Origin of the sequence: Pseudomonas fluorescens (assembly GCF_001307275.1) — a bacterium.
In the GTDB taxonomy this organism is placed as follows: Bacteria; Pseudomonadota; Gammaproteobacteria; order Pseudomonadales; family Pseudomonadaceae; genus Aquipseudomonas; species Aquipseudomonas fluorescens_AA.
In genome coordinates, this window is sequence record NZ_CP012831.1 from 1,726,090 (window position 1) to 1,746,869 (window position 20,780).

The 20,780-nt window shown below is 61.9% G+C and carries 11 protein-coding genes; 4 read left to right on the forward strand and 7 right to left on the reverse strand.

Annotation, left to right across the window (positions count from 1 at the left end; all coding sequences use genetic code 11):
- The first annotated feature begins 21 nt into the window (after positions 1-21).
- The 3 genes from AO356_RS07775 to AO356_RS07785 are packed head-to-tail and all read left to right on the forward strand — an operon-like array spanning position 22 to position 11,869.
- On the forward strand, positions 22-4,590 hold the full coding sequence (locus AO356_RS07775) for a neuraminidase-like domain-containing protein (RefSeq protein ID WP_060739271.1): 4,569 nt from the start codon (positions 22-24) through the stop codon (positions 4,588-4,590).
- Entirely contained in the window at positions 4,587-9,074 is a 4,488-nt protein-coding gene (locus tag AO356_RS07780; protein ID WP_060739272.1) for a SpvB/TcaC N-terminal domain-containing protein, read from the forward strand. Before AO356_RS07775 ends, AO356_RS07780 begins: the two co-directional genes overlap by 4 nt.
- Positions 9,071-11,869, forward strand: a complete 2,799-nt coding sequence (locus tag AO356_RS07785; RefSeq protein WP_060739273.1) for an RHS repeat-associated core domain-containing protein — start codon at positions 9,071-9,073, stop codon at positions 11,867-11,869. The genes AO356_RS07780 and AO356_RS07785 overlap by 4 nt, the downstream gene beginning before the upstream one ends.
- 67 nt (positions 11,870-11,936) lie before the next feature.
- Here AO356_RS07785 and AO356_RS07790 read toward each other — a convergent pair whose 3' ends face one another.
- The 4 genes from AO356_RS07790 to AO356_RS07805 all read right to left on the reverse strand — a co-directional run bounded on the left by AO356_RS07790 (position 11,937) and on the right by AO356_RS07805 (position 16,140).
- Entirely contained in the window at positions 11,937-12,305 is a 369-nt protein-coding gene (locus AO356_RS07790; protein WP_060739274.1) for a glyoxalase superfamily protein, read from the reverse strand.
- Between the two features lie 123 nt (positions 12,306-12,428).
- A complete protein-coding gene (locus tag AO356_RS07795; RefSeq protein ID WP_060739275.1) occupies positions 12,429-13,901 on the reverse strand; it encodes an N-acyl-D-amino-acid deacylase family protein in 1,473 nt (490 codons plus the stop codon).
- Between the two features lies 1 nt (position 13,902).
- A complete protein-coding gene (locus tag AO356_RS07800; protein WP_060739276.1) occupies positions 13,903-14,763 on the reverse strand; it encodes a MurR/RpiR family transcriptional regulator in 861 nt (286 codons plus the stop codon).
- 27 nt (positions 14,764-14,790) lie between these two features.
- Positions 14,791-16,140, reverse strand: coding sequence for a gluconate:H+ symporter (locus AO356_RS07805; protein WP_060739277.1), 1,350 nt, complete (start codon positions 16,138-16,140; stop codon positions 14,791-14,793).
- 309 nt (positions 16,141-16,449) lie between these two features.
- Here AO356_RS07805 and AO356_RS07810 point away from each other — a divergent pair, with 309 nt between their 5' ends.
- Positions 16,450-17,895 carry a SulP family inorganic anion transporter gene (locus AO356_RS07810; RefSeq protein ID WP_060739278.1) on the forward strand — a complete coding sequence of 482 codons (1,446 nt, stop codon included), beginning with the start codon at positions 16,450-16,452 and terminating at the stop codon, positions 17,893-17,895.
- A gap of 144 nt (positions 17,896-18,039) precedes the next feature.
- Here AO356_RS07810 and AO356_RS07815 read toward each other — a convergent pair whose 3' ends face one another.
- From AO356_RS07815 to AO356_RS07825, 3 genes are all read right to left on the reverse strand, one after another.
- Entirely contained in the window at positions 18,040-18,933 is an 894-nt protein-coding gene (locus tag AO356_RS07815; protein ID WP_060739279.1) for an NAD-dependent epimerase/dehydratase family protein, read from the reverse strand.
- Positions 18,934-19,035: 102 nt separating this feature from the next.
- Positions 19,036-19,947 carry a LysR family transcriptional regulator gene (locus AO356_RS07820; RefSeq protein ID WP_060739280.1) on the reverse strand — a complete coding sequence of 304 codons (912 nt, stop codon included), beginning with the start codon at positions 19,945-19,947 and terminating at the stop codon, positions 19,036-19,038.
- Positions 19,948-20,035: 88 nt separating this feature from the next.
- Positions 20,036-20,626, reverse strand: a complete 591-nt coding sequence (locus AO356_RS07825; RefSeq protein WP_060739281.1) for an NAD(P)H-dependent oxidoreductase — start codon at positions 20,624-20,626, stop codon at positions 20,036-20,038.
- Positions 20,627-20,780 lie beyond the last annotated feature (154 nt).

Consider the following 20,780-nt stretch of genomic DNA (forward strand, 5'->3'; position numbering starts at 1 on the left):
TTCAATATTCAAGGATCGAATATGACCGTTGCCCTAAACAAGCAGCTCGATGAAAGTCTGCGCGATGCCCTGCTGGCGCTTTACCTGAACAAGGTTGCACCCGAGCAGACCCCGACGAAAACCCGCCAGCTCAAGACAGCTCGTGACCTCTACGAATACTGGCTGCTCGATGTGCTGGTCAGCCAGGACGTACCCACCACGCCCGTGGCCTGCGCCATTGCCAGCCTGCAGCAGTACATCAACCGCATCCTGATGAACCTGGAGCCGGGTTACGACCCGGCCAGTATCGGCGCCGAGCGTTTGAAAACATGGCGCGATGAGATGCACCAGTACCCCACCTGGGCCGCCCATCAAAAATTGCTGTACTTCCCCGCGACTTATCTCGACCCCGCCCTGAGGGCTGATAAAAGCGAGAACTTCCGGCAACTGGAAAACGAGCTCAGCCAGAACCAGATTCAACCCGATGCCGTTCAAACGGCGGTCATGGCCTACCTGACCCGCTTCGAAGAAGTCGCCAACCTGAACATTCTCAACGGCTACATCGACGGCTCGGACTTTGCCAACAGTACCTATTACTTCATCGCCAAATCCCGCTCCGAAAACAGCTACTTCTGGCGCTCGTTGAACATGGCCCAGCGTCCGTTCGACGGCCCCCCTGCGCCACCACCGGCCATCGCACCCAAGCGGGACCAGCCGGATCCGTACGCTTGGTCGGACTGGGAAAAAGCCGACGTGCCGATTCCCGAGAATGCGGCCGAGCACTCGATTCGGCCGGTCTGGTTCAACAATCGGCTGTTCGTGACCTGGGCCGAATGCATCCACCAGGATCCCTCCGCCAACGCCCCTTCGCAGACCAATACCACGCCATCGGGCAAGACTCACCCGCTCTTGCGCTTGAGCTATTGCTTCAAGAAACAGGACGGCAACTGGAGCACTCCGCGGGTGGCCTTGCAAGGCTATTGCGAGGATGGGGCGCTTGGCAGCAAGGACGTGAACGCAATCAAGGCGTTGATACGCACCGTTGCGGTACGGCACAGCAACGGTTCGCAGGACGTCCTGTTTCTGGCCCTGTATGGTTATGAATCCCTGGTAGCGTCGGGCGTCACCACCGACAACAACCTCGTCTTCAACAGAACGACTTGCATCGACAAACACCTCAGCCTTGAATCGGTTCGCTCGGCGGACTCCGCCACCGAGAAAGCATTCCTGGACGCTGCCGTCCAGCGCATCCAAGCCAAAACCTCCACAGACCTCGAACTCGTGGAAGCCATCCCGCCCAGCGACATGCCCCCTACCATGTCGGATTTCGGACGCGCCCATCGCGATCGGATCAAACTCCGCTACACCAGGCACGGGACCAGGATCACGCTGCACATGACGGCAAACATCGGCACCATCAGCGTAGATTCCGGGCAATACCTGCAGCGCGACAGAATGCGCGTGAGGATGAACAACTCCTCCACTTATGAACCTCACCTCCAATTGAGTTTGATACTCCCTGGCAAAAGCCTGCCGCGAACCCCCTATATGAAGCTTCTTGGAGGTTCGAGCTTTTATCTCATCTCCCCCCCGGCCTCTCTCGACCGAAGCTTCACGCTGTCCTTCAGGCACACGCCTGACATACTGAGAGACAGTGAACACTCGCCCGCCATCACGCTATCCGGCCATACCAGCCTTGAAGGTAAATTCGTTTCCACGGATGCCGTAAGGCGAATGATCGAGGTGAGCCGACGCAGGAATGGAAGCTCCACCATCACCGGCTCGGAAACCATTACCCTGCAAGCGGAGCACGCCAAACCTTTTGACGTGGGGCTCCTCGCCGTTCTCTGCGATGAACCGCTGGACAGGCAATATGTCGTCTTCCGGCAACCACCCACCTTAGCGGACCGGCCCCTGACCTACGAAGACCTGACCGTCGTGGCCGAGTCCATACCCGCGGAGCACCTGGCGCAGTCCTTTGATTTCGAGTGGCCCGGTAACGATCCCGGTCACGACGGCACCACCCTCCTTCTCGGGGTGGCGTTCGTCCATCCCCTCGAACCGGCAACGAAGCTCTATTCCGTCCTCAAGGCTATTACGCTGAAGCTCCCTTTAAAGCGCCAGCAACCTCCGACTATTACCCACGTCACGACACCCGGCCTGGGAACCACCCAATTCATCGACTTCGCCAAGTCCGCTATCGAAACCAGTGACGCCTCCAGCCGACTTCGCCCACCCATCCGATTGAACACGGTATTCGCCACCGAACTGATCCGCCGTACCGAAAACAGTCTGGATGAACTGTTCGACTGGACGACGCAACACCTGCAGGAACCCGCGATGCCCGGTGACTTGGCCAACGGCATGGATTTCCATGGCGCCTATGGCCGTTACTTCACCGAGTTGTTCCTCTATCTACCCTGGCTGGTCGCCTATCGTTTGAATGCTGAACAGCACCAAGAGGAGGCCGAGCGCTGGCTGCGCTATACCTTCGACCCGGGTCGCGACAGGAAGGCCTTTTGGCGGAGCGTGCCGCTGATCGACAACAGCATGCCATCGTATTCGCATCAGGCGCCCCATGATCCGCACCAGATTGCCCTCAGTCATCCCGTGCACTTTCGCAAGGCCCTGTACTTCCTGTACCTCGATATCCTGATCAACCGAGGCGATGCCGCGTACCGCGAGATGACCCCTGACGGGCTCAGCGAGGCAAAGCTGTGGTACGTGCGCGTGCTGGACCTGCTGGGTCCACGCCCGGTCGTCCAACCGGCGGATCCCTGGACTGCCATCAGCTTGAAAGCGCTGAGCGACACCGCCGATGACAGCCTGCGCACCTTCGAATACGCCGTGACCGGCTTGACCGGTAATCACACACTGGCCCTTCGCGAAGGCAGCTCGCGGCCGACCCTGCCGGCGATCGACAGCCCGTATTTGCATTTGCCATTCAATCCGCAACTGCTCAAGTGCTGGGATCTCGCTGAAAGTCGCCTGTACAACCTGCGGCATAACCTCGACATGGCCGGCAAGCCGCTGCATTTGCCGATCATCGCGGCGCCGCTGGACCCGCGAGCGCTCTCCAGCGCCAACGCCCTGAGTCTCTCGGACAGCCCGTCGACAGGCCTGCCGAGCGTCACCATTCCCCACTATCGTTTCACCGTCATGCACAGCCACGCCCAGAACGCCGTGGAAAGCCTCAGCCAATTCGGCACCCTGCTGCTGTCGCTGATCGAGCGCAAGGAACAGGCCCAGTTGCAGGAGCTGCAACAACAGCAAGCCTGGGACCTGGCAAAAATCTCCGTCGACCTGCAACGCCAGGCCTTGATCATCGATCAGCGCAATCGCCAGGCCTTGCTGGCCAGCAAGGCGATTGTCCAGGGCCGGATCAATCACTACCAGCAATTGCTGGACAACGGTATCAGTGGCGCCGAAACCCTGGCCTGCCAGTTGTACTTGAACAGCGGTGCCTCCGAGCTCTCGGCATCGGACGCCCAGATCACGGCTGGCGGCCTGATGATGGCTCCGAACATCTTTGGTTTCAGCAATGGCGGCATTCGCTGGGAAGGTGCCATGCACGCGGCTACCGCACTCGCCCAAGGCGCCGCCATCGACGATCGTACGGCGGCGGCTCATCTCGATCGCACGGCACAGTTCGATCGTCGCGGGGAGGAATGGACCCTGATTCGTGACCAGGCACAACTGGAACTGGCCCAGATCGACGCACAACTGGCGCAATTCACCGAGCAGGAAACCGCCACTCGCCTGCAACTGCGGCTGGCCGAATCGACCCTGGGCCAAGCCAAGGTCCACTACGACTTCCTCAGCAAACGCTTTACCAAGGTACAACTGTATCAATGGCTGAACAGCCAGTTGGCCGCACTGTATCGCCAGGCCTACGACGCGACATTGAGCCTGTGCCTGGCCGCCGAAGCCTGTTGGCAGTATGAAATCGCCGACTTCGACACACGCTTCATTCAACCTGGCGCCTGGCATGCAACCTATCGCGGGCTTGGCGCTGGCGAGCGGCTGAAGATGAACCTGTTGAAGATGCACGCCGGGTACCTGCAACGTCACGAGCGGGAGCTGGAGATCCGCAAGACAATATCCTTGCGACAACTCAAGGGCAAAACCGCTGCCAGCTCTCTCAACAAGGAGTGGGCGCAGTTGCACGCCGACCTGAAACAGGGCGGATGCGAGTTCGAGCTGACCCATCAATTGTTCGAAGACGACTACAAGGGCCAGCGACATTACCTGCGGCGCATCAAAACCATCAGCGTGACCCTGCCCACCGTCGTCGGGCCCTATGAAAACATTCGAGCCACGCTGACCCAGACCGCCAGCACCGTGTTCCTGTCGCCGGGCGATCAAGGACGGGCCATGGAGAGCTGGCGCGCCAACCAGCAGATCGCCCTGTCGACGGGTGTCGACGACAACGGTCTGTTCACCCTGAACTTCAACGATGATCGCTACCTGCCGTTCGAATACACCGGCGCGATTTCCAAGTGGCAGTTGACCTTCCCGAACCCCGAGGCCCAAAAAGACCTGCTGGAGTCGCTGACCGACGTCATCGTGCACGTGAGCTATACCGCCAGGGTCGGTGGAGGTGTGCAATGAATGAACACGCCCCGCTGCCTGTCACCGCACCGTCCCTGCCCAAGGGGGGCGGTGCCATTCAAAGCATCGGCAAAGGATGGAGCCCCGTCGGCGCCCACGGTACGGCCTCCTATGGGATTGCCCTGCCCATTTCGCCAGGACGCGGCTTTGCGCCACCCTTGACCCTGAGCTATCTCAGCTCGCTCGGTAACGGTGTGTTCGGCATCGGCTGGGGATTGTCGTTACCCAGCGTGGCGCGACGCACCAGCAAGGGTGTACCGGCGTATACCGAAGATGACGAGTTCGTCGGCCCCAGCGAAGTGGCGTGGCTAGCCGAGCGCGATTCACAAGGTGTCATCGCCGCCACCTACATCGACCACTACAACGGTCTGGACCTGGGCACGCGCTATACCGTCACCCAATACTTTCCCAGGATCGAAAGCCACTTCGACCGAATCGAGCATTGGTCCTCGCAAGGCGATGAGGCCGGTTTCTGGCTGGTGCACGGTGCCGACGGCAGCCTCCACCTGTTTGGCAAGCACCCGTCAGCACGGCGCGCCGATCCCCAGGACACGAGCCGTATCGGCGAATGGCTGCTGGAGGAGAGCCTGAACGCTCACGGCGAGCACATCCTCTACCAGTACAAGACAGACACCACGGCCCAACGCTATTTGAGCCAGGTCAGCTATGGCAATTTCGAGGCCGATGCACACCTTTACGGGTGGACAGCGGATCGGCTCGCGAACGTGCAATGGCATTTCGAACTGGTGTTCGACTACGGCGAACGGACCACCGCCTACGCAGGAAAACCGTCTTACGAAGGCCAGCAGTGGCAAGCCCGTGGCGATGCATTTTCCAGCTTCGCCTACGGTTTTGAGTTGCGCACCGAACGGCTGTGTCGCCAGGTCCTGATGTTTCACCGCTTTCCCGAGGAGTTGGGCACCGCCCCCGTCCTGGTGCGGCGCCTGCTGCTGGATTATCACCAGACATCTCTGGGTTACCCGCTCCTTAGCGCCGCCCATGACCAGGCGTTCGGAGAAGGTGAAGCCGCCGAAAGCCGACCGCCCGTCGAATTCAGCTACAGCGCCTTCCAGCTTGCGCCTGAACCCCGTGCCTGGCGGCGTTTCCAGGACATGCCGGGGCTCAACGATGATCGTGCCTATCAACTGGTGGACCTGTACGGCGAGGGACTGCCGGGGGTGCTGCATCGAACCGACAACGGCTGGCATTACCGCGAGCCCGTGCGGGCCAATACCAAAGGCAACGACGTGACCTACGGGCCGTGGCGAACGCTGCCCCACATCCCGGCGACCGACACGGCCACACCAGTACACCAGGCCCTGAGCGACCTCACGGGAGATGGTCGTTTGGATTGGCTCGTCGCCCATCCGCAAGTGAGCGGCTTTTTCGCCCTCGATGCCGAACGAAGCTGGTCGGGCTTTGCCACGTTCAATGCACTTGCGCCAGAGTTTTTCAGCCCCCAAGGGCAGTTGGCCGACCTGATGGGCGCCGGGCTCGGCGATCTGGCGGTGATCGGCCCGCGCAGTGTTCGCCTGTACGCCAACCAGCGGGAACACGGCTTTTCGCCTCCCGTGGAAGTCCCTCGCGAGGAAAACGAAGACGCCCTGCCCCTATTCAGTGCCTCAGCCGGCGAACTGGTGGCTTTCAGCGATGTACTGGGCAGCGGCCAGCAGCATCTGGTGCGCATTCGTCACAACGAAGTGAAGTGCTGGCCCAACCTCGGCCGAGGGCGTTTCGGCAACGCCAGGGTGCTGGACTTCCCCGGGCTGGCCTACGACAGCTTCGACGCCGCGCGTATCCGCCTGGCGGACCTGGATGGCTCCGGCGCTGCGGACCTGATCTATCTGCAAGCGGACCAGGCGTTGATTTTCATGAACCGCAGCGGCCATGGTTTCAGCCCCGCGGTTGCCCTGCCCTGGCCGGAAGGCCTGCGCTACGATCCTCTGTGCCAGGTCAGCATCGCCGACCTGCAAGGGCTCGGTTGTTCCAGCCTGATCCTGAGCGCGCCGCACATGACGCCGCGGCATTGGCGCTACGACTTCGTCAGCGCCAAACCGTACCTGCTCACCGGCATCCACAACAACATGGGCGCCGACCAGCGCATCCGCTACCGCAGCTCGGCCCAGGAGTGGCTGGATGAAAAACTGCAGCGGATGACGGACGGCAAGCCCCTCACCTGTCGCTTGCCCTTGGCCCTGCACCTGGTTTGCGCCCAGACCCAAGTGGATGAAATAACCGGCAATCGACTGACCCAGGCATTCTCCTATCGCCAGGGTTACTACGACGGCATCGAACGTGAGTTTCGGGGCTTTGGCCTGTTACTGCAAACCGACACTGAAGCGAGCCCCGGCGACACAGACGTCCAGGCCTTCACCGCCACCTGCCTGAAAAAGACCTGGTTTCATACCGGGCGAAGGGTGAACCTGCCACGCAATGGCTACAGCCGGGCAGACAAGCAAGCCGTGCCGCTGGGCAAGGCCTTGCTGTGCCACTGTCCGCCCGAGTCTCTGCCGGATCGCATCATCGCCTCGCCAGATGCGGCGACCGAACTGGAAATGTCCCGCGCCCTGTGTGGCCGGGTACTGCGCAGCGAGGTCTTCGGCATCGACAGACAGCTGAAAACCACCCGCCTGTATTCGGTGGAGGAAAACCGTTATGGGCTACGCCTGCTGCAAGCACCCGACAGCGTTCGCCGGCAGGCCCGAATGTTGCCCCTGCTGCTGGAGTCCATCCGCTACCAGTACGAAGGCATTGTCGATGACCCGCAATGCCGGCACACCCTGAACCTGCAACACGACCGGTACGGCGCACTGACCCACAGCGTGGACATCCACTACGCCCGACGAAAAACCGCCAGCGACACACCACTGTTCAGCGACACCGACCCGCAACAGTGGTGGCGCGATGCGCATGACCCGGCGCAGCAGCTCTACTACCTGAACGAAACCCGTGCCGAATTCATCCACTTGCAGGCGCCCCAGCAATGGCGACTCGGCCTGCCTTATCGCCAGCGCACCCAGGCGTTGCAACGCCCCAAGCGCCCTGAAGACGAGGGGTTGAGCCCACGGGACCTGTCGTTCGAAACGCTCAGCGAACTCACGAAACAAACCGCCTGGAAAACCCAAGGCGTGCTGACCGGCCTGTCCGTGCAGCGCTACAGACACGCGTCGAGCGCAGCGACCCTGCCGGACGGCGTCGCCGATTTTCAGGCCCTGGTCGATCATCTGGAAAGCGCCGAGCTGGATGAAACGGCCTTGGGCGCCTTCCAATTACTGCCACAGGACAGCCGCCCCAAAGGAAAACTATTGGAGCGAATGGGTTATCACCGAATGAGCGATTTTCTTCTCGACACCGCGCCGGAGAAAAAACTCTGGTCCGTCAAAAGCGCTTTCACCACCTACGCGCCATTGGCGGGCTTCTACAAAACCAGGACCGTACAACCGAGCGAAAGCCAAGGCGTGTGCGAGATAGGCCATGACCCATACGCTTGTCTTGTCACCACCTTCAAACTGCCCGACGGCTGCACCACCCAGGCGTTCTACGATTACCGTTCACTCCAGCCCCTGCGCATCATCGACCCCAACGGTAACGTACAAGAAGGCCTGTTCGATGCGTTCGGCCAAGTATTGGCGACCTCTTTCCATGGTGACGAGCATCACAAACCCGTGGGTTTCAAGCCGCTCGCACAGTTCAAACGGCCACCGTTCAGCAGCCCCGCGGCCGCCATCAGCCAAAGCGGGGACGCCCTGCAAGACGCCGCCATGACCCTCTATTACGCGCCCTTCAGTTGGATGGGGCGTGTATCGAAGGTTGCCCGGGCGGACACCGACTGGCTGGCACGTTGCGTGGGTAACGGCGACCTGCTGTCCAGCGGCCATATCCGCGCATCGGCCCGAGCCCGCCTGGCGGAGCTTCAGACACCCTCCGCCGACGACCTCAAGCTGAAACACGAAATCGCAGCCGCGCCCCGTGAACCGATACACATCGCCACGCTGGTCGCCGACCGCTTCCCGGATGACCCCCGAAGACAAATCCGCATCGCCGTCAGTGGCTTCGATGGCTTCGGACGAACCCTGCAAAGCAAGCAACTCGTCGAACCGGGCCAGGCTTACGTCGTCGACGCCAAGGGCGACCTGACACTGACGGATGGAAAGCCCAAGGAGCAGATCGCAACCAGGCGCTGGCGTGTCAGTGAACGGGTGGAATACAACAGCAAGGGCCTGGCGGTGCGTATCTACCGTCCATATTTCGCCGACCGGCACAGCCACATCAACGATGCGTCCTTGCGCCAGTCCGGGCATTTCGACCAACACTTCTACGACCCACTCGGACGCCCCAGCTACGTGTTGCTCGCCAGGCAAAATGGCCTCGCCTATCTGCGCCGCCATACACGCCATCCCTGGTACACCGTGGACGAGGACGAGAATGACACGCTGCAGGAAGTCCTGTCCGAACACGCCGCCACGGCCGGAGGTGGCGCATGAACGCACGCCTTCATCACAAGACACCCACGATCAATGCCTTCGACGGTCGTGGCCTGCCCGTGCGGCAAATCGCTTACTACCGGCGCGACGCCCAGGCCCCCTCCCAGGCGCGCATTGCCCAGCAAGACTATGACGCGGCGGGACGAGCGGTGGCGCAGCGTGATCCTCGACTGTTTGCCATGGCGACCGGCGGGGCGAACCTGCGGACGGTCTTCAGTTTGTCCGGCAAGACGCTGTTGCTCGACAGTATCGATGCCGGCTGGCGCGTGTACCTGCCTGGCGATGCCGGGCAGCTATCGCACTGCTGGGATCAGCGGGGCTCCTATTGGCGAACCACCTACGACACGCAACTGCGCATGACGGCCGTCCATGAGCAAGCGGCAGGCGACGTGCCGCGCAGGGTCGAATGCCGGCACTACGGCGACAGTTCGCCGGAGTCCGCGGTGCATAACCGCTGCGGTGCGCTGATCCGTCACGATGACAGCGCCGGCACCCTGCTGATCCACGGCTATGGGCTTTGCGCCAAACCTCTCAGCCAGACCAGGCACCTGCTGGCCACCGCCGAACGCCTGGACTGGCCAGCGCAGGAGGTAGATCGCGATCGCTTGCTGGAACAGGGGAACGGCTACACCACGAACTGGCGCTACGACGCCCTCGCCGAGCTTATCCAGCAGACCGATGCCGCCCAGCACCAGCAGCGCTACTCGTTCGATGTCGCCGGTCAACTCAAGTCCGTGGGCCTGCAGATAAGCAACACGGCGACCGAAAAAGTCATCATGAGCGCTCTGGTCTATAACGCGTCCGGCCAGATCGAGTCCCAGACGGCTGGCAACGGGGTCGTCAGTCGCGCCGTGTACGATCCGGCCAACGGTAGACTGACCGCCCTGCGCACGTCACGGGCGGCCAGCACCTTGCAGGATCTGCGCTACACCTACGACCCGGTGGGCAACGTGACGCATCTCGAGGACAAGGCTCAACCGGTGCAGTTTGGCAGTAACCAGCGGGTCGAAGCCGCCAGCACATTCACCTACGACAGCCTTTACCAATTGATCAGCGCGACGGGCCGCGAGGCCGCCGGATTGACCAGGCCCCCGGACCTTCCAGCCCTCGGCAAAACACCCATCGACCCGAGTCAGCTGTTCAACTTCACCGAACATTACGAGTACGACGCCGGCGGCAATCTGATTGAGTTGCGCCATCGTCGCGACGGCAACCACTACACCCGGACCCTGAACGTGGCCGCCGCGAGCAATCGCCTGCGCGCCTGGAATAAAGGCCAATCGACGCCCGACGTGGCAGTGGACTTCGATGCCAACGGCAACCAGCAGGCGCTTTCCCCAGGCCAGGCGCTGACATGGAACCTGCGCAACCAGCTCGACGGCGTGGTGTTGGTGCGGCGTGAAAACGCTGCCGATGACATCGAGCGCTATCGCTACGACAGCGGCGGTCAACGAGTACGCAAGCTCCAGACAACCCTGGGCGCAACACGGGTTCACACTCGGGAAGTCCGTTATCTGCCGGGCCTCGAGATTCGCACGCGCGATAATGAACGCCTGGAAGTCATCACCCTGCAAGCCGGTCGCTACAACGTGCGCTACCTGCACTGGACCGAAGGCCGACCGTCCGGTATCGCCGCCAACCCGATACGCTATGGCCTTGGCGACCACCTGGGCTCCAGCTCACTGGAACTCGACGACCAGGGCGGCCTGATCAGCCAGGAAAGCTACCTGCCCTATGGAGGAACCGCTTGGCAGGCCTCCCGCTCGGCCGTGGAAGCCGACTACCGGACCCTTCGCTACTGCGGCAAGGAACGCGATGCCAGTGGCCTGTATTATTACGGGCAGCGGTACTACGCGCCGTGGTTGCAACGCTGGATCAGCCCCGACCCGGCAGGGGCGGTCGATGGCTTGAACCTGTATGCCATGGTGGGAAACAACCCCCTCAGGTTTGTCGACCGTCAAGGGTGGATGAAGGAGGATTTCATCCAATGGATGAAAGAGGATGGCCACGCCCGTTCCCTGAAAATGATGCAGCCGCCACCGACGAAACAAGCTAAAAAACGTGCCGGCACTCATCAGGAAGGCCCTCCAGACCCCGACGCCAGCCCCAGTTTCAGCAAAACCAAACGCAAGGAGCTGGTCGTTCACTCCCATGGCTTGGTCGATGGCTTGGGCGTGGGCCTCAACGAGTTCTACAACCTCACCGGGCCTAAATCCGGCCCGGAGGGATACCGCGGCGTAGACAAGGCGTATGACGTTACCGCCGAAAGCGAGAAGTTCTACCTGAACTTCGGAAGCTACAGGATCGGCAATACCCACGATTACCTGGCCGACTTGGCCGAACGATACAGCGCGACGAAAAACGATCCGATCCATAAAATCGAACTGGATCTTGACGAGTTAAAGAGCGAGCCGACGCTGAGCAGGACCGTCGAGGACGTCCATGAACTGCAGCAATACACCCAGAACCTCATTGCCAGGCACATTGAACAATCCAATAGCATCATCCCCATACGCACCGGGGGACCAGGGGCTCATGGAGAAGTCCGCCTGATCAACTCGGTCGTTGCGCTCTACCCGGGTCAAGCTGAAATGAAGCTGTCGAACACGCAACTGTTCACCCACAAAATAACCGGCGTGGACGAACCGAAACCTTTCATTGCCTGCTTCAATTGCAGCGGCATTATCCCGGAAAGCGTCAGTATCCAGACGGGGCGCCACGCTATGGACTATGGGAAATACAACGAGCATGTCTTGGCTATCAATCGTGCTCCGCGCCCTGGTCTCAGTTCCTGACTGCACCTGGCCAACTCAAACCCGCTCGGATCCTGCCAGGCCTGGGGGATCCGAGCGGGGGCGCCTCTCAGACAGTGATCGCATTGGTAAACACCAACCGATTCCCAAACGGATCGACCACCGTCATGTCCTGGCTCCCCCAGGGCATGGCCTGGATCTGGGGGTGGGCGTAGCGATACGCCTTGTCCTGCAATTGCTGTTGGAAGGCTTCCAGCTCATCGGTCTCGATCCGCAGGGCCGAGCCCGGCGTGCAATCGCCATGGTGCTCGCTCAGGTGCAACACGCAGTCGCCACGGGAGACCTGCAAGTACAACGGGAAGTTGTCACCGAAGCGATGTTGCCAGTCGACGGTAAAGCCCAGGAAGTCGACATAAAACGCCAACGCCTTGGTTTCATCGAAGATCCGCAGAATCGGGGTGGTTTTACCGAAGCTCATGGGTTGCTCCCTGGCTGAAAAGACCCAGTTTAGTGGGTTGACCCCAATGCTTCGGCCTTGGGTCCGGCTTCTTTAGTGTCGCAGTGCCATTATTGTGACGCCAATTTACACAATATCAGCCGCTTACACGCCATTCGCCGGACCAAACCCCTGGCGCAAGTCGCCCTCCCGCGCCAGGAATCGCCCTTCCCGGCGCCCGTTTGCCTGCCCATCGCGGTAGCTCAAGACACCATTGACCCACACGCCATCAATCCCTTCGGCAGCCCGTTGCGGCTGGTTGAAATCGGCCACGTCGCGAATGGTGTGTGGGTTGAACAGCACCAGGTCCGCCCAATGGCCTTCAGCGATTTCACCTCGGCCCTTCAAGCCGAAGCGTGCCGCCGACAGACCGGTCATCTTGTGCACGGCGGTGTGCAACGCAAACAGCCCGACGTCACGACTGAAATGGCCCAGCACTCGTGGGAATGCACCCCACAAGCGCGGATGAGGAAACGGGTCTTCGGGCAATCCGTCGGAGCCGACCATGGACAGCGGATGGGCGAGGATTCTACGGACGTCGCCTTCGTCCATGCCGTAGTACACCGCACCGGCCGGTTGCAGGCGCCGCGCCGCTTCCAACAGCGACACCTCCCATTCGCGGGCGATGTCGGTCAGATCACGCCCGCCCATTGACGGGTGCGGTGTCGACCAGGTGATGGTGATGCGATGGGCATCGGTCACTTGCTTGAGATCCAGGGTCGAGGAGCTGGCCGCGTAGGGATAGCAGTCGCAACCGACCGGATGGGTTTTCGCCGCGTGCTCCAACGCCGCGAGCACCTGCGGGCTTCGCCCCCAATTACCGGCCCCGGCACACTTGAGGTGGGAAATGATCACCGGGCTCTGCGCATGACGACCGATCTGGAACGCCTCGTCCATGGCCTCCAACACCGGCTCGAATTCGCTGCGCAGGTGGGTGGTGTAGACCGCGCCGAATGCACTCAACTCCTCGGTCAGTTGCATGACTTCGTCGGTGGACGCCGAAAATGCGTTGGCATAGGCCAGGCCGGTGGACAAACCCAGTGCACCGGCCTCCAGGCTTTCGCGCAATTGCCGACGCATGGCAGCGATTTCTCCCACCGAGGCAGTGCGCAACAAATCATCCATATGATTGCTGCGCAACGCCGTGTGCCCAACCAATGCGGCCACGTTGACCGCCGGTTTAGCCTCCTCTACCGCCCCCCGATAATCCCCGAAGCGTGGGTAGGCGAAGGCCTGGGCCGTGCCGAGCAGGTTCATCGGGTCCGGCGGATCGCCCCGCAGGCTCACCGGCGAAGCGCTGATGCCGCAGTTGCCGACGATCACTGTGGTCACGCCCTGGCTGAGCTTGGGCAGCATCTGCGGTTGGCGAATCACCACCGTGTCGTCGTGGGTGTGCACATCGATGAACCCCGGCGCCAGCACACGGCCGGCGGCGTCGATGTCTTCCAAGGCCCGGGCATCTCCCAGCTCGCCGATGCGTTCGATGCGACCGGCGCGAATGCCGACGTCGGCGTGGTAACCGGGGCTGTCGCTGCCGTCGATGACCAGCGCATTGCGAATAAGCGTGTCGTACAGCATGTCAGTCTCCCAGCGGCAAGTGATCGTCGCCGCCGCGGTAATCGTCCAGGGCGAGTTTGACCCGCCGCAGGCGCTCTTGATTGTCTTCAGGATGGGCCAGCGCCAGCTCGGTGGCGAGCACGTCGATGGCCAGCAGCATGCCGTAGCGCGCCGCCGTGGGTTTGTAGATGAACGAGGTTTCGGCACCTTGCAGAGGCAGCACGCAGTCGGCCAGTTGGGCCAGTGGCGAGTCGGCGCGGGTGACGGCCAGGATCGCCGCGCCGTAGCTGCGGGCCAACTCAACGGCACTCAACAGCTCCGGCGTGATACCGGTCAGTGAACAGGCGATGACCAGATGCTGGTCGCTCAGCGAAGTGGCGGTGATGCGCATCATCACCGGGTCGCGACAGGCGGCAATCGGGTAGCCGAAACGCACCAGCCGCACCTGCAATTCCTCGCCGCACAGTGCCGACCAGCCACCGAGGCCGAACGCATGGATCATCCGTGCCTTGCCGATCATCCGCACGGCATCGCCGAACCGTGACTCTTCGAATGCTGACAGATGCTGGCGCAGAGTCGCTTCGATATCGCCGACGATCTGTCCATAAAATGCCGATTGCTCCGACGCCCCGGGGGGGTCGAGGAAACGGCTGCCGACACCGCTGGCCTGGGCCAGTTGCAGGCGCAAGTCCCGCAGGTCGCGGCAACCGACGGTACGGGCGAAGCGCGACAGGGTAGCGCTGCTGACTTCCGCCCGTTGGGCCAGTTCATCGAGGCTGGCGGAGGCGGCAAAGCCGACGTCTTCGAGCATCAGCCGGGCGACTCTTCCTTCGCCGGCGCTGAAGGAGTCCTGGCGGGAACGGATCTGGTAGAGGATGTCCATGGCGGCTCCTGTTGGGGTGCGTTGCGCTCAAAGCAAGCGCGAAAGCCCGAGGGTCAAGGCGAACGCGACCACGGAAATCAGCGTTTCGAGCACCGTCCAGGTCTTGAAGGTTTGCGTGACGGTCATATTGAAGTATTCCTTGATCAGCCAGAAGCCGCCGTCGTTGACGTGGGAAAAGATAACCGACCCGGCGCCAGTCGCCAGCACCAGCAGTTCGGGGTGGGGATAACCCAGGCCAATCGCCACGGGCGCGACGATGCCCGAGGCCGTGGTCATCGCCACCGTGGCCGATCCGGTGGCAACCCGCATCAGTGCGGCGAACAGCCAACCCATCACCAGCGGCGATAACTGGAACTCCTGGGCCAGGCCGACGATCTGCTGCGTGACCCCGGCGTCCACCAGGATCCGGTTCAAACCACCGCCGGCGCCCACCAGCAAGGTGATGCTGGCGGTCGGTGCCAGGCATTCGTTGGTGAACTTGAGGATCGATTCGCGGTTGAAGCCCTGGGCCAGGCCGAGGGTCCAGAAGCTGAGAACGGTCGCCAGCAACAAGGCGATCACCGAGTTGCCGATGAACAGCAGGAACTGGTTGAAACCGCTGCCCGGGGTGGAGATCAGGTTGGCCCAGCCGCCGATCAACATCAGGATCACCGGCAGCAGAATGGTCCCCAGGGTCACGCCGAAACCCGGCAGCCTGGCACGCGGCTCGCGGTCGAGGAATTGTCGCTCCAGCGGGTTCTCGGCCGGTAGTTGGATGCGCGGCACGATGAATTTGGCGTACAACGGGCCGGCGATGATCGCGGTGGGAATGCCGATCAGGATCGCGTACAGCAAGGTCTGGCCCACCGAGGCCTGGAACGCCTGCACCGCCAGCATCGCCGCCGGATGGGGCGGCACCAGGGCATGGACCACCGAAAGCCCGGCGACCATCGGCAGCCCCACCATCAGGATCGACACACCCACACGCCGGGCGATGGTGAAGGCGATGGGCACCAGCAGCACAAAGCCGACTTCGAAGAACAACGGCAAGCCCACCAGGAAGGCAATGCACACCATTGCCCAGTGGGCGTTACGCTCGCCGAAGCGTTCGATCAGCGTCTGCGCCATCCGCTCCGCCCCACCGGACTCGGCCATCATCTTGCCGAGCATCGTGCCCAAGGCCACCACCAGCGCAATGTGCCCCAGCGTCTTGCCGACACCCGCTTCGTACGCCCCCACCACACTCGACGGCGGCATCCCGGCCAGCAACGCCAGGCCAATGGAGACCAGGGTAATCACGATGAACGGATTGAGCCGATAACGGGCGATCAGAACGATCAGCGCAATGATGGCGATGGCCGCGTAGACCAGTAGCCAATAACCGAAAGCAGGGGCCATGCGTTACTCCTCGAATGGGGTCACGTCGATGTGTTGTGAAACTCATAAATCATTTCGACGATGAATCTTCAAACCCACTGAAAGTAATTTTCGCCCACAGGAAAGAAATGTCGCTGACGGACATCGCGATGCAGCCGCTATGAAAATCCGGCGCCGGACTTTCATACAGAACCATTCTCTTGTGCTGAGGGGATTTATCCCCTCAGCACAGACGGCTGGCCGCCCCGCGCTCAATTCCGTACCATCCGCACCTGTTTTTGCACCACTCCCCGGCAGCCGACGCTCCACCGGCGCCCAGTCAGGTAAATCATGAAATCAGCCCGTCTTCGCGCCGACACCCTCGCCGGCCTCACCACCTCTTTCGCCTTGCTCCCCGAGTGCATCGCCTTCGCCCTGGTGGCCCACCTCAACCCGCTGATGGGGTTGTACGGTGCCTTCATCCTCTGCACCCTCACTGCCCTGTTCGGCGGACGGCCCGGGATGGTTTCGGGCGCGGCGGGGTCGATGGCCGTGGTGATCGTCGCGCTGGTGGTGCAACACGGCGTGCAGTACCTGTTGGCGACCGTGCTGCTGGGCGGGCTGATCATGATGGCGTTCGGGTTGTTGCGCCTGGGCAAGCTGGTGCGCATGGTGCCGCACCCGGTGATGCTCGGCTTCGTCAACGGCCTGGCGATCGTCATTGCCCTGGCCCAGCTGGAACACTTCAAGAATGGCGAGGCCTGGCTGAGCGGCCCGCCGCTGTACCTGATGGCCGGCCTGGTGGCGCTGACCATGGCCATCGTCTACCTGCTGCCGCGCCTGACCCGTAGCGTGCCGCCGGCGCTGGTGGCCATCCTCGGTGTTGGCCTGGCGGTCGACCTGCTCGGCCTGCCGACCCGAACGCTGGGCGATATGGCCCACATCGCCGGCGGCTTGCCGACCTTTGCCCTGCCGGACATTCCCTGGAACCTGGAGACCCTGCAGATCGTCGCACCCTATGCGGTCATCATGGCGATGGTCGGTTTGCTGGAAACCTTGCTGACCTTGAACCTGACCGATGAAATCACCGAGAGCCGCGGCTATCCGGACCGTGAGTGCGTGGCGTTGGGCGCGGCCAACATGGCCTCCGGCTTGCTCGGCGGCATGGGCGGTTGCGCCATGATCGGCCAGACGATGATCAACCTCAGCTCGGGCGGACGCGGACGGTTGTCGGGCGTGGTGGCCGGGGTGATGGTGTTGCTGTTCGTGTTGTTCCTGTCGCCGCTGATCGAGCGCATCCCGCTGGCGGCACTGGTGGGCGTGATGTTCGTGGTGTCCCAGCAGACATTCGCCTGGGCCTCGTTGCGGGTAGTCAACAAAGTGCCGGCCAACGATGTGCTGGTCATCATCGCGGTGACGGTGATCACGGTGTTCACCGACCTGGCCGTGGCCGTGCTCTGCGGGATTATCATCGCGGCGCTCAACTTCGCCTGGCAACAAGCCCGGGAACTGTACGCCGACACCCACGAGGAAGCGGACGGCAGCAAGCTTTATCGCTTGCACGGCACGTTGTTCTTCGCCTCGTCGACGCCGTTCCTCAACCAGTTCGACCCGGCCAACGACCCGGCCCTGGTGACCCTCGATTGCCGTCACTTGCGCTTCGTCGACTACTCGGCCGTCGCCGCACTCAAGACCCTGCGCGAGCGCTACAGCAAAGCGGGCAAGCACCTGCGGGTGTTTCACCTGTCCGAGCGTTGCAAACAAATGCTCAAGCGTGCGGGCGTGCAGCACGACTGAAGCAACACCCAACAAAAACCTGTGGGAGCGAGCTTGCTCGCGATAGCGGTGGGTCAGCCAACTTCAGTACTGACTGACCCGGCGCCATCGCGAGCAAGCTCGCTCCCACAAGGGGGCTTATTCTGCTGGCACTACCGATGTCACTCACACCATCTCATCGAGAATCCACTCCACCACCGACGTCCGCTTCGGCGTCCAGCCCAGCAGCTCACGGGCGTTCGTGCCTCGCACACGGCTGTTGGAGCCCAGGCCATAGTTGGCCATTTCGTAGCCCCATTCGGCCTCGGCTTCGGCCAGCGGCCAATCTTGCGGCTCGCCCAGCTTCAGCGCCCGGGCCATGGCTGTGGTCATGTCGATGAACGAGGCCTCGCCGCTTTCAACGAAATAGAACGTGCCGGGTACGTTACGGGTCAGGGCCAGTTTGTACAGCTCGACCACGTCTTCGATGTGCACGTTGGACCAGATGTTCTGCCCCGGCCCCACATGCCGCACCACCCCACTTTTACGCGCCTGCTTGAGCAGCCGTGGCAACTGCACACTGTCACGCTTGACCCCCAGGCTGTGGCCGTAGATCAAGGTGTTGCAGATCACCGCCGAGTTCACGCCTTGCTGGGCGGCGTCCAGGACAAGATTGTCGATGGCGACACGGGCCGCTTTGTCGACAGTGGGTGGCGGCAGATGGCCTTCCCGGTAGATGTCATCGCTGTGACGACCACCGGACGCATCGCCGACAATGCTCGAACCGCTGGTGTGCAGCAGCACTTTGTTCGAGCCTTCGAGCCCCTTGATCAGGGCTTCGACCGCACCCCGATGATCGCTGCTGGCGGCGTTGATCACGGCGTCGGCGGCACGGGCCTGCTCGGTGAGCAGCGCGCTGTCCTCGAGGGTGCCAATGACCGGCTCGATGCCCAGCGCAGTGAGTTCGCTCGCCTGTTCGGCACTGCGCACCAGACCGCGAACCTGATGCCCGGCGCGTACCAGGCCGGTGGCGATGGAACCGCCGATAAAACCGGCAGCACCGGTGATGAATACGTTCATGGATAACTCCTTGGCAACCTGAGTGATGGGACGAGTATCGAGGACTGGTCCTTGCCGAAACAGTCCACATTGCCCAAATCACTCTTGCCTTGAAGTCACGAATCAGCCCTTGAAATCCCGCGCGGCGTAGTCGGCGAGCTTGCCCTGGATGAAGTCCAGGAAGCACTGGATCCGCAGGGCCAATTGCGAGTTGCGGTAGTACACCGCATTGATCGGCTGGCGGTATCCGCTGTTGGCATCGGCCAGCAGCACCTTCAGCCGACCGGCCTGGATGTCTTCGCGGGTCATGAAGTCTGACAGGCAGGCGATGCCCTGCCCTTGCAGCGCCAGGTGCCGCACGGTCTCGCCGCTGGACGCGCTGATGGCGGGCTGGATCGGCCAGCGATCACCGTGCGGGTGGCGCAGCGGCCATTGATTGAGCCCCTCGTTCTGGGCAAAACCCAGCAACGCATGCTCCGCCAGTTCGGCGACGCTGGTGGGTGTGCCGTGCCGCTTCAAATAGGCCGGGCTGGCGAGGATGTGCAACGGGCTGCAGCCCAGGGCGCGGGCGTGGAGCGTCGAATCGGTGAGGGTGCCGATGCGGATGGCGATGTCGGTGCTTTGCTCCAGCAGGTCGATGATCAGGTCGTTGCTGTTGAGTTCGAGCTGGATATCCGGGTAAAGCCTGCGGAACTCTTCAATGTGCGGGACGATGGCGTGCAGCATGAACGGCGAGGCCGCATTGATCCGCAAGCGTCCCGCGGGATTTTTCTGGCGAGACGACAGGCGCTCTTCCAGTTCATCCATCTGGTCGAGGATGCCTTTGGCTTGTTCGAAGAAATACTTGCCTTCCTCGGTCAGGTCCATGCGCCGCGTGGTGCGGTTGATCAGCGTGGTGTCGAGCTTGGCCTCCAGCCGCGACAGCGTGCGGCTGACCGCCGATGGCGTCTGCCCGACCTGTTCGGCGGCGGCAGAAATCGATCCGCACTCAATCACGCAGACGAAAATCTGCAACTCGTCGGATCTGGCTTTCACGGGTGTCCTCTCATGACATGCAACTCAATGTGACAGGGCTTGCCACAGATGCATGATTGCCTGCAGGTAGGTCCCGATAGTAGCCGGATTACCGCGAAAGGCCGAACACCTCGATCAAATGCCGCTCATACCGCGCCACATCCTCTTCGATGTTCGGACGCTTCATCACGTCCACGCACAGGAAGGTCGGCAGGCCGGTCATGCCGAGGAACTGATTGGCTTTGTGGAACGGGAAGTACACCGCGTCCACGCCCTTGGCTTCGAAGAAGTCGGTCGGGTCGTCGAAGGCTTGCTGCGGGGCGTTCCAGGTCAGGGACAACATGTACTGCTTGCCTTGGATCAGGCCGCCGCTGCCATATTTCTGCGAGGCATCGGAACGGGTCCGACCGTCGCTGGCATAGAGGCTGCCGTGGCCTTCGGTGAAGACTTCGTCGATGTATTTCTTCACGGTCCACGGTGCGCCCATCCACCAGCCTGGCATCTGGTAAATGATCACGTCGGCCCAGAGGAACTTGGCGACTTCCTCCTGGACGTCGTAGCCGCCGTCGATAAAGGTGGTTTTCACATCGAAACCGCCATGGTCCAACACGCTGAGCGCCGTGTCATGGAGGGTGGCGTTGTAGCGACCGTCGGAATGGGCGAATTGTTTGCCGCCGTTGAGCAACAGGACTTTTTTCATGGGGAGCCTCATCGGGTTCCACGGCGTGGGCCGTTGGAGGGCCGCTGCATGGAAAGGTTGAAAATGATGGCGGCAGAGTACCGACGAGCTTCACGCGGAATAAGCACCACAACGGCAAAACTGATTTGACCTATACGCAAGAATGGAAGGCCGA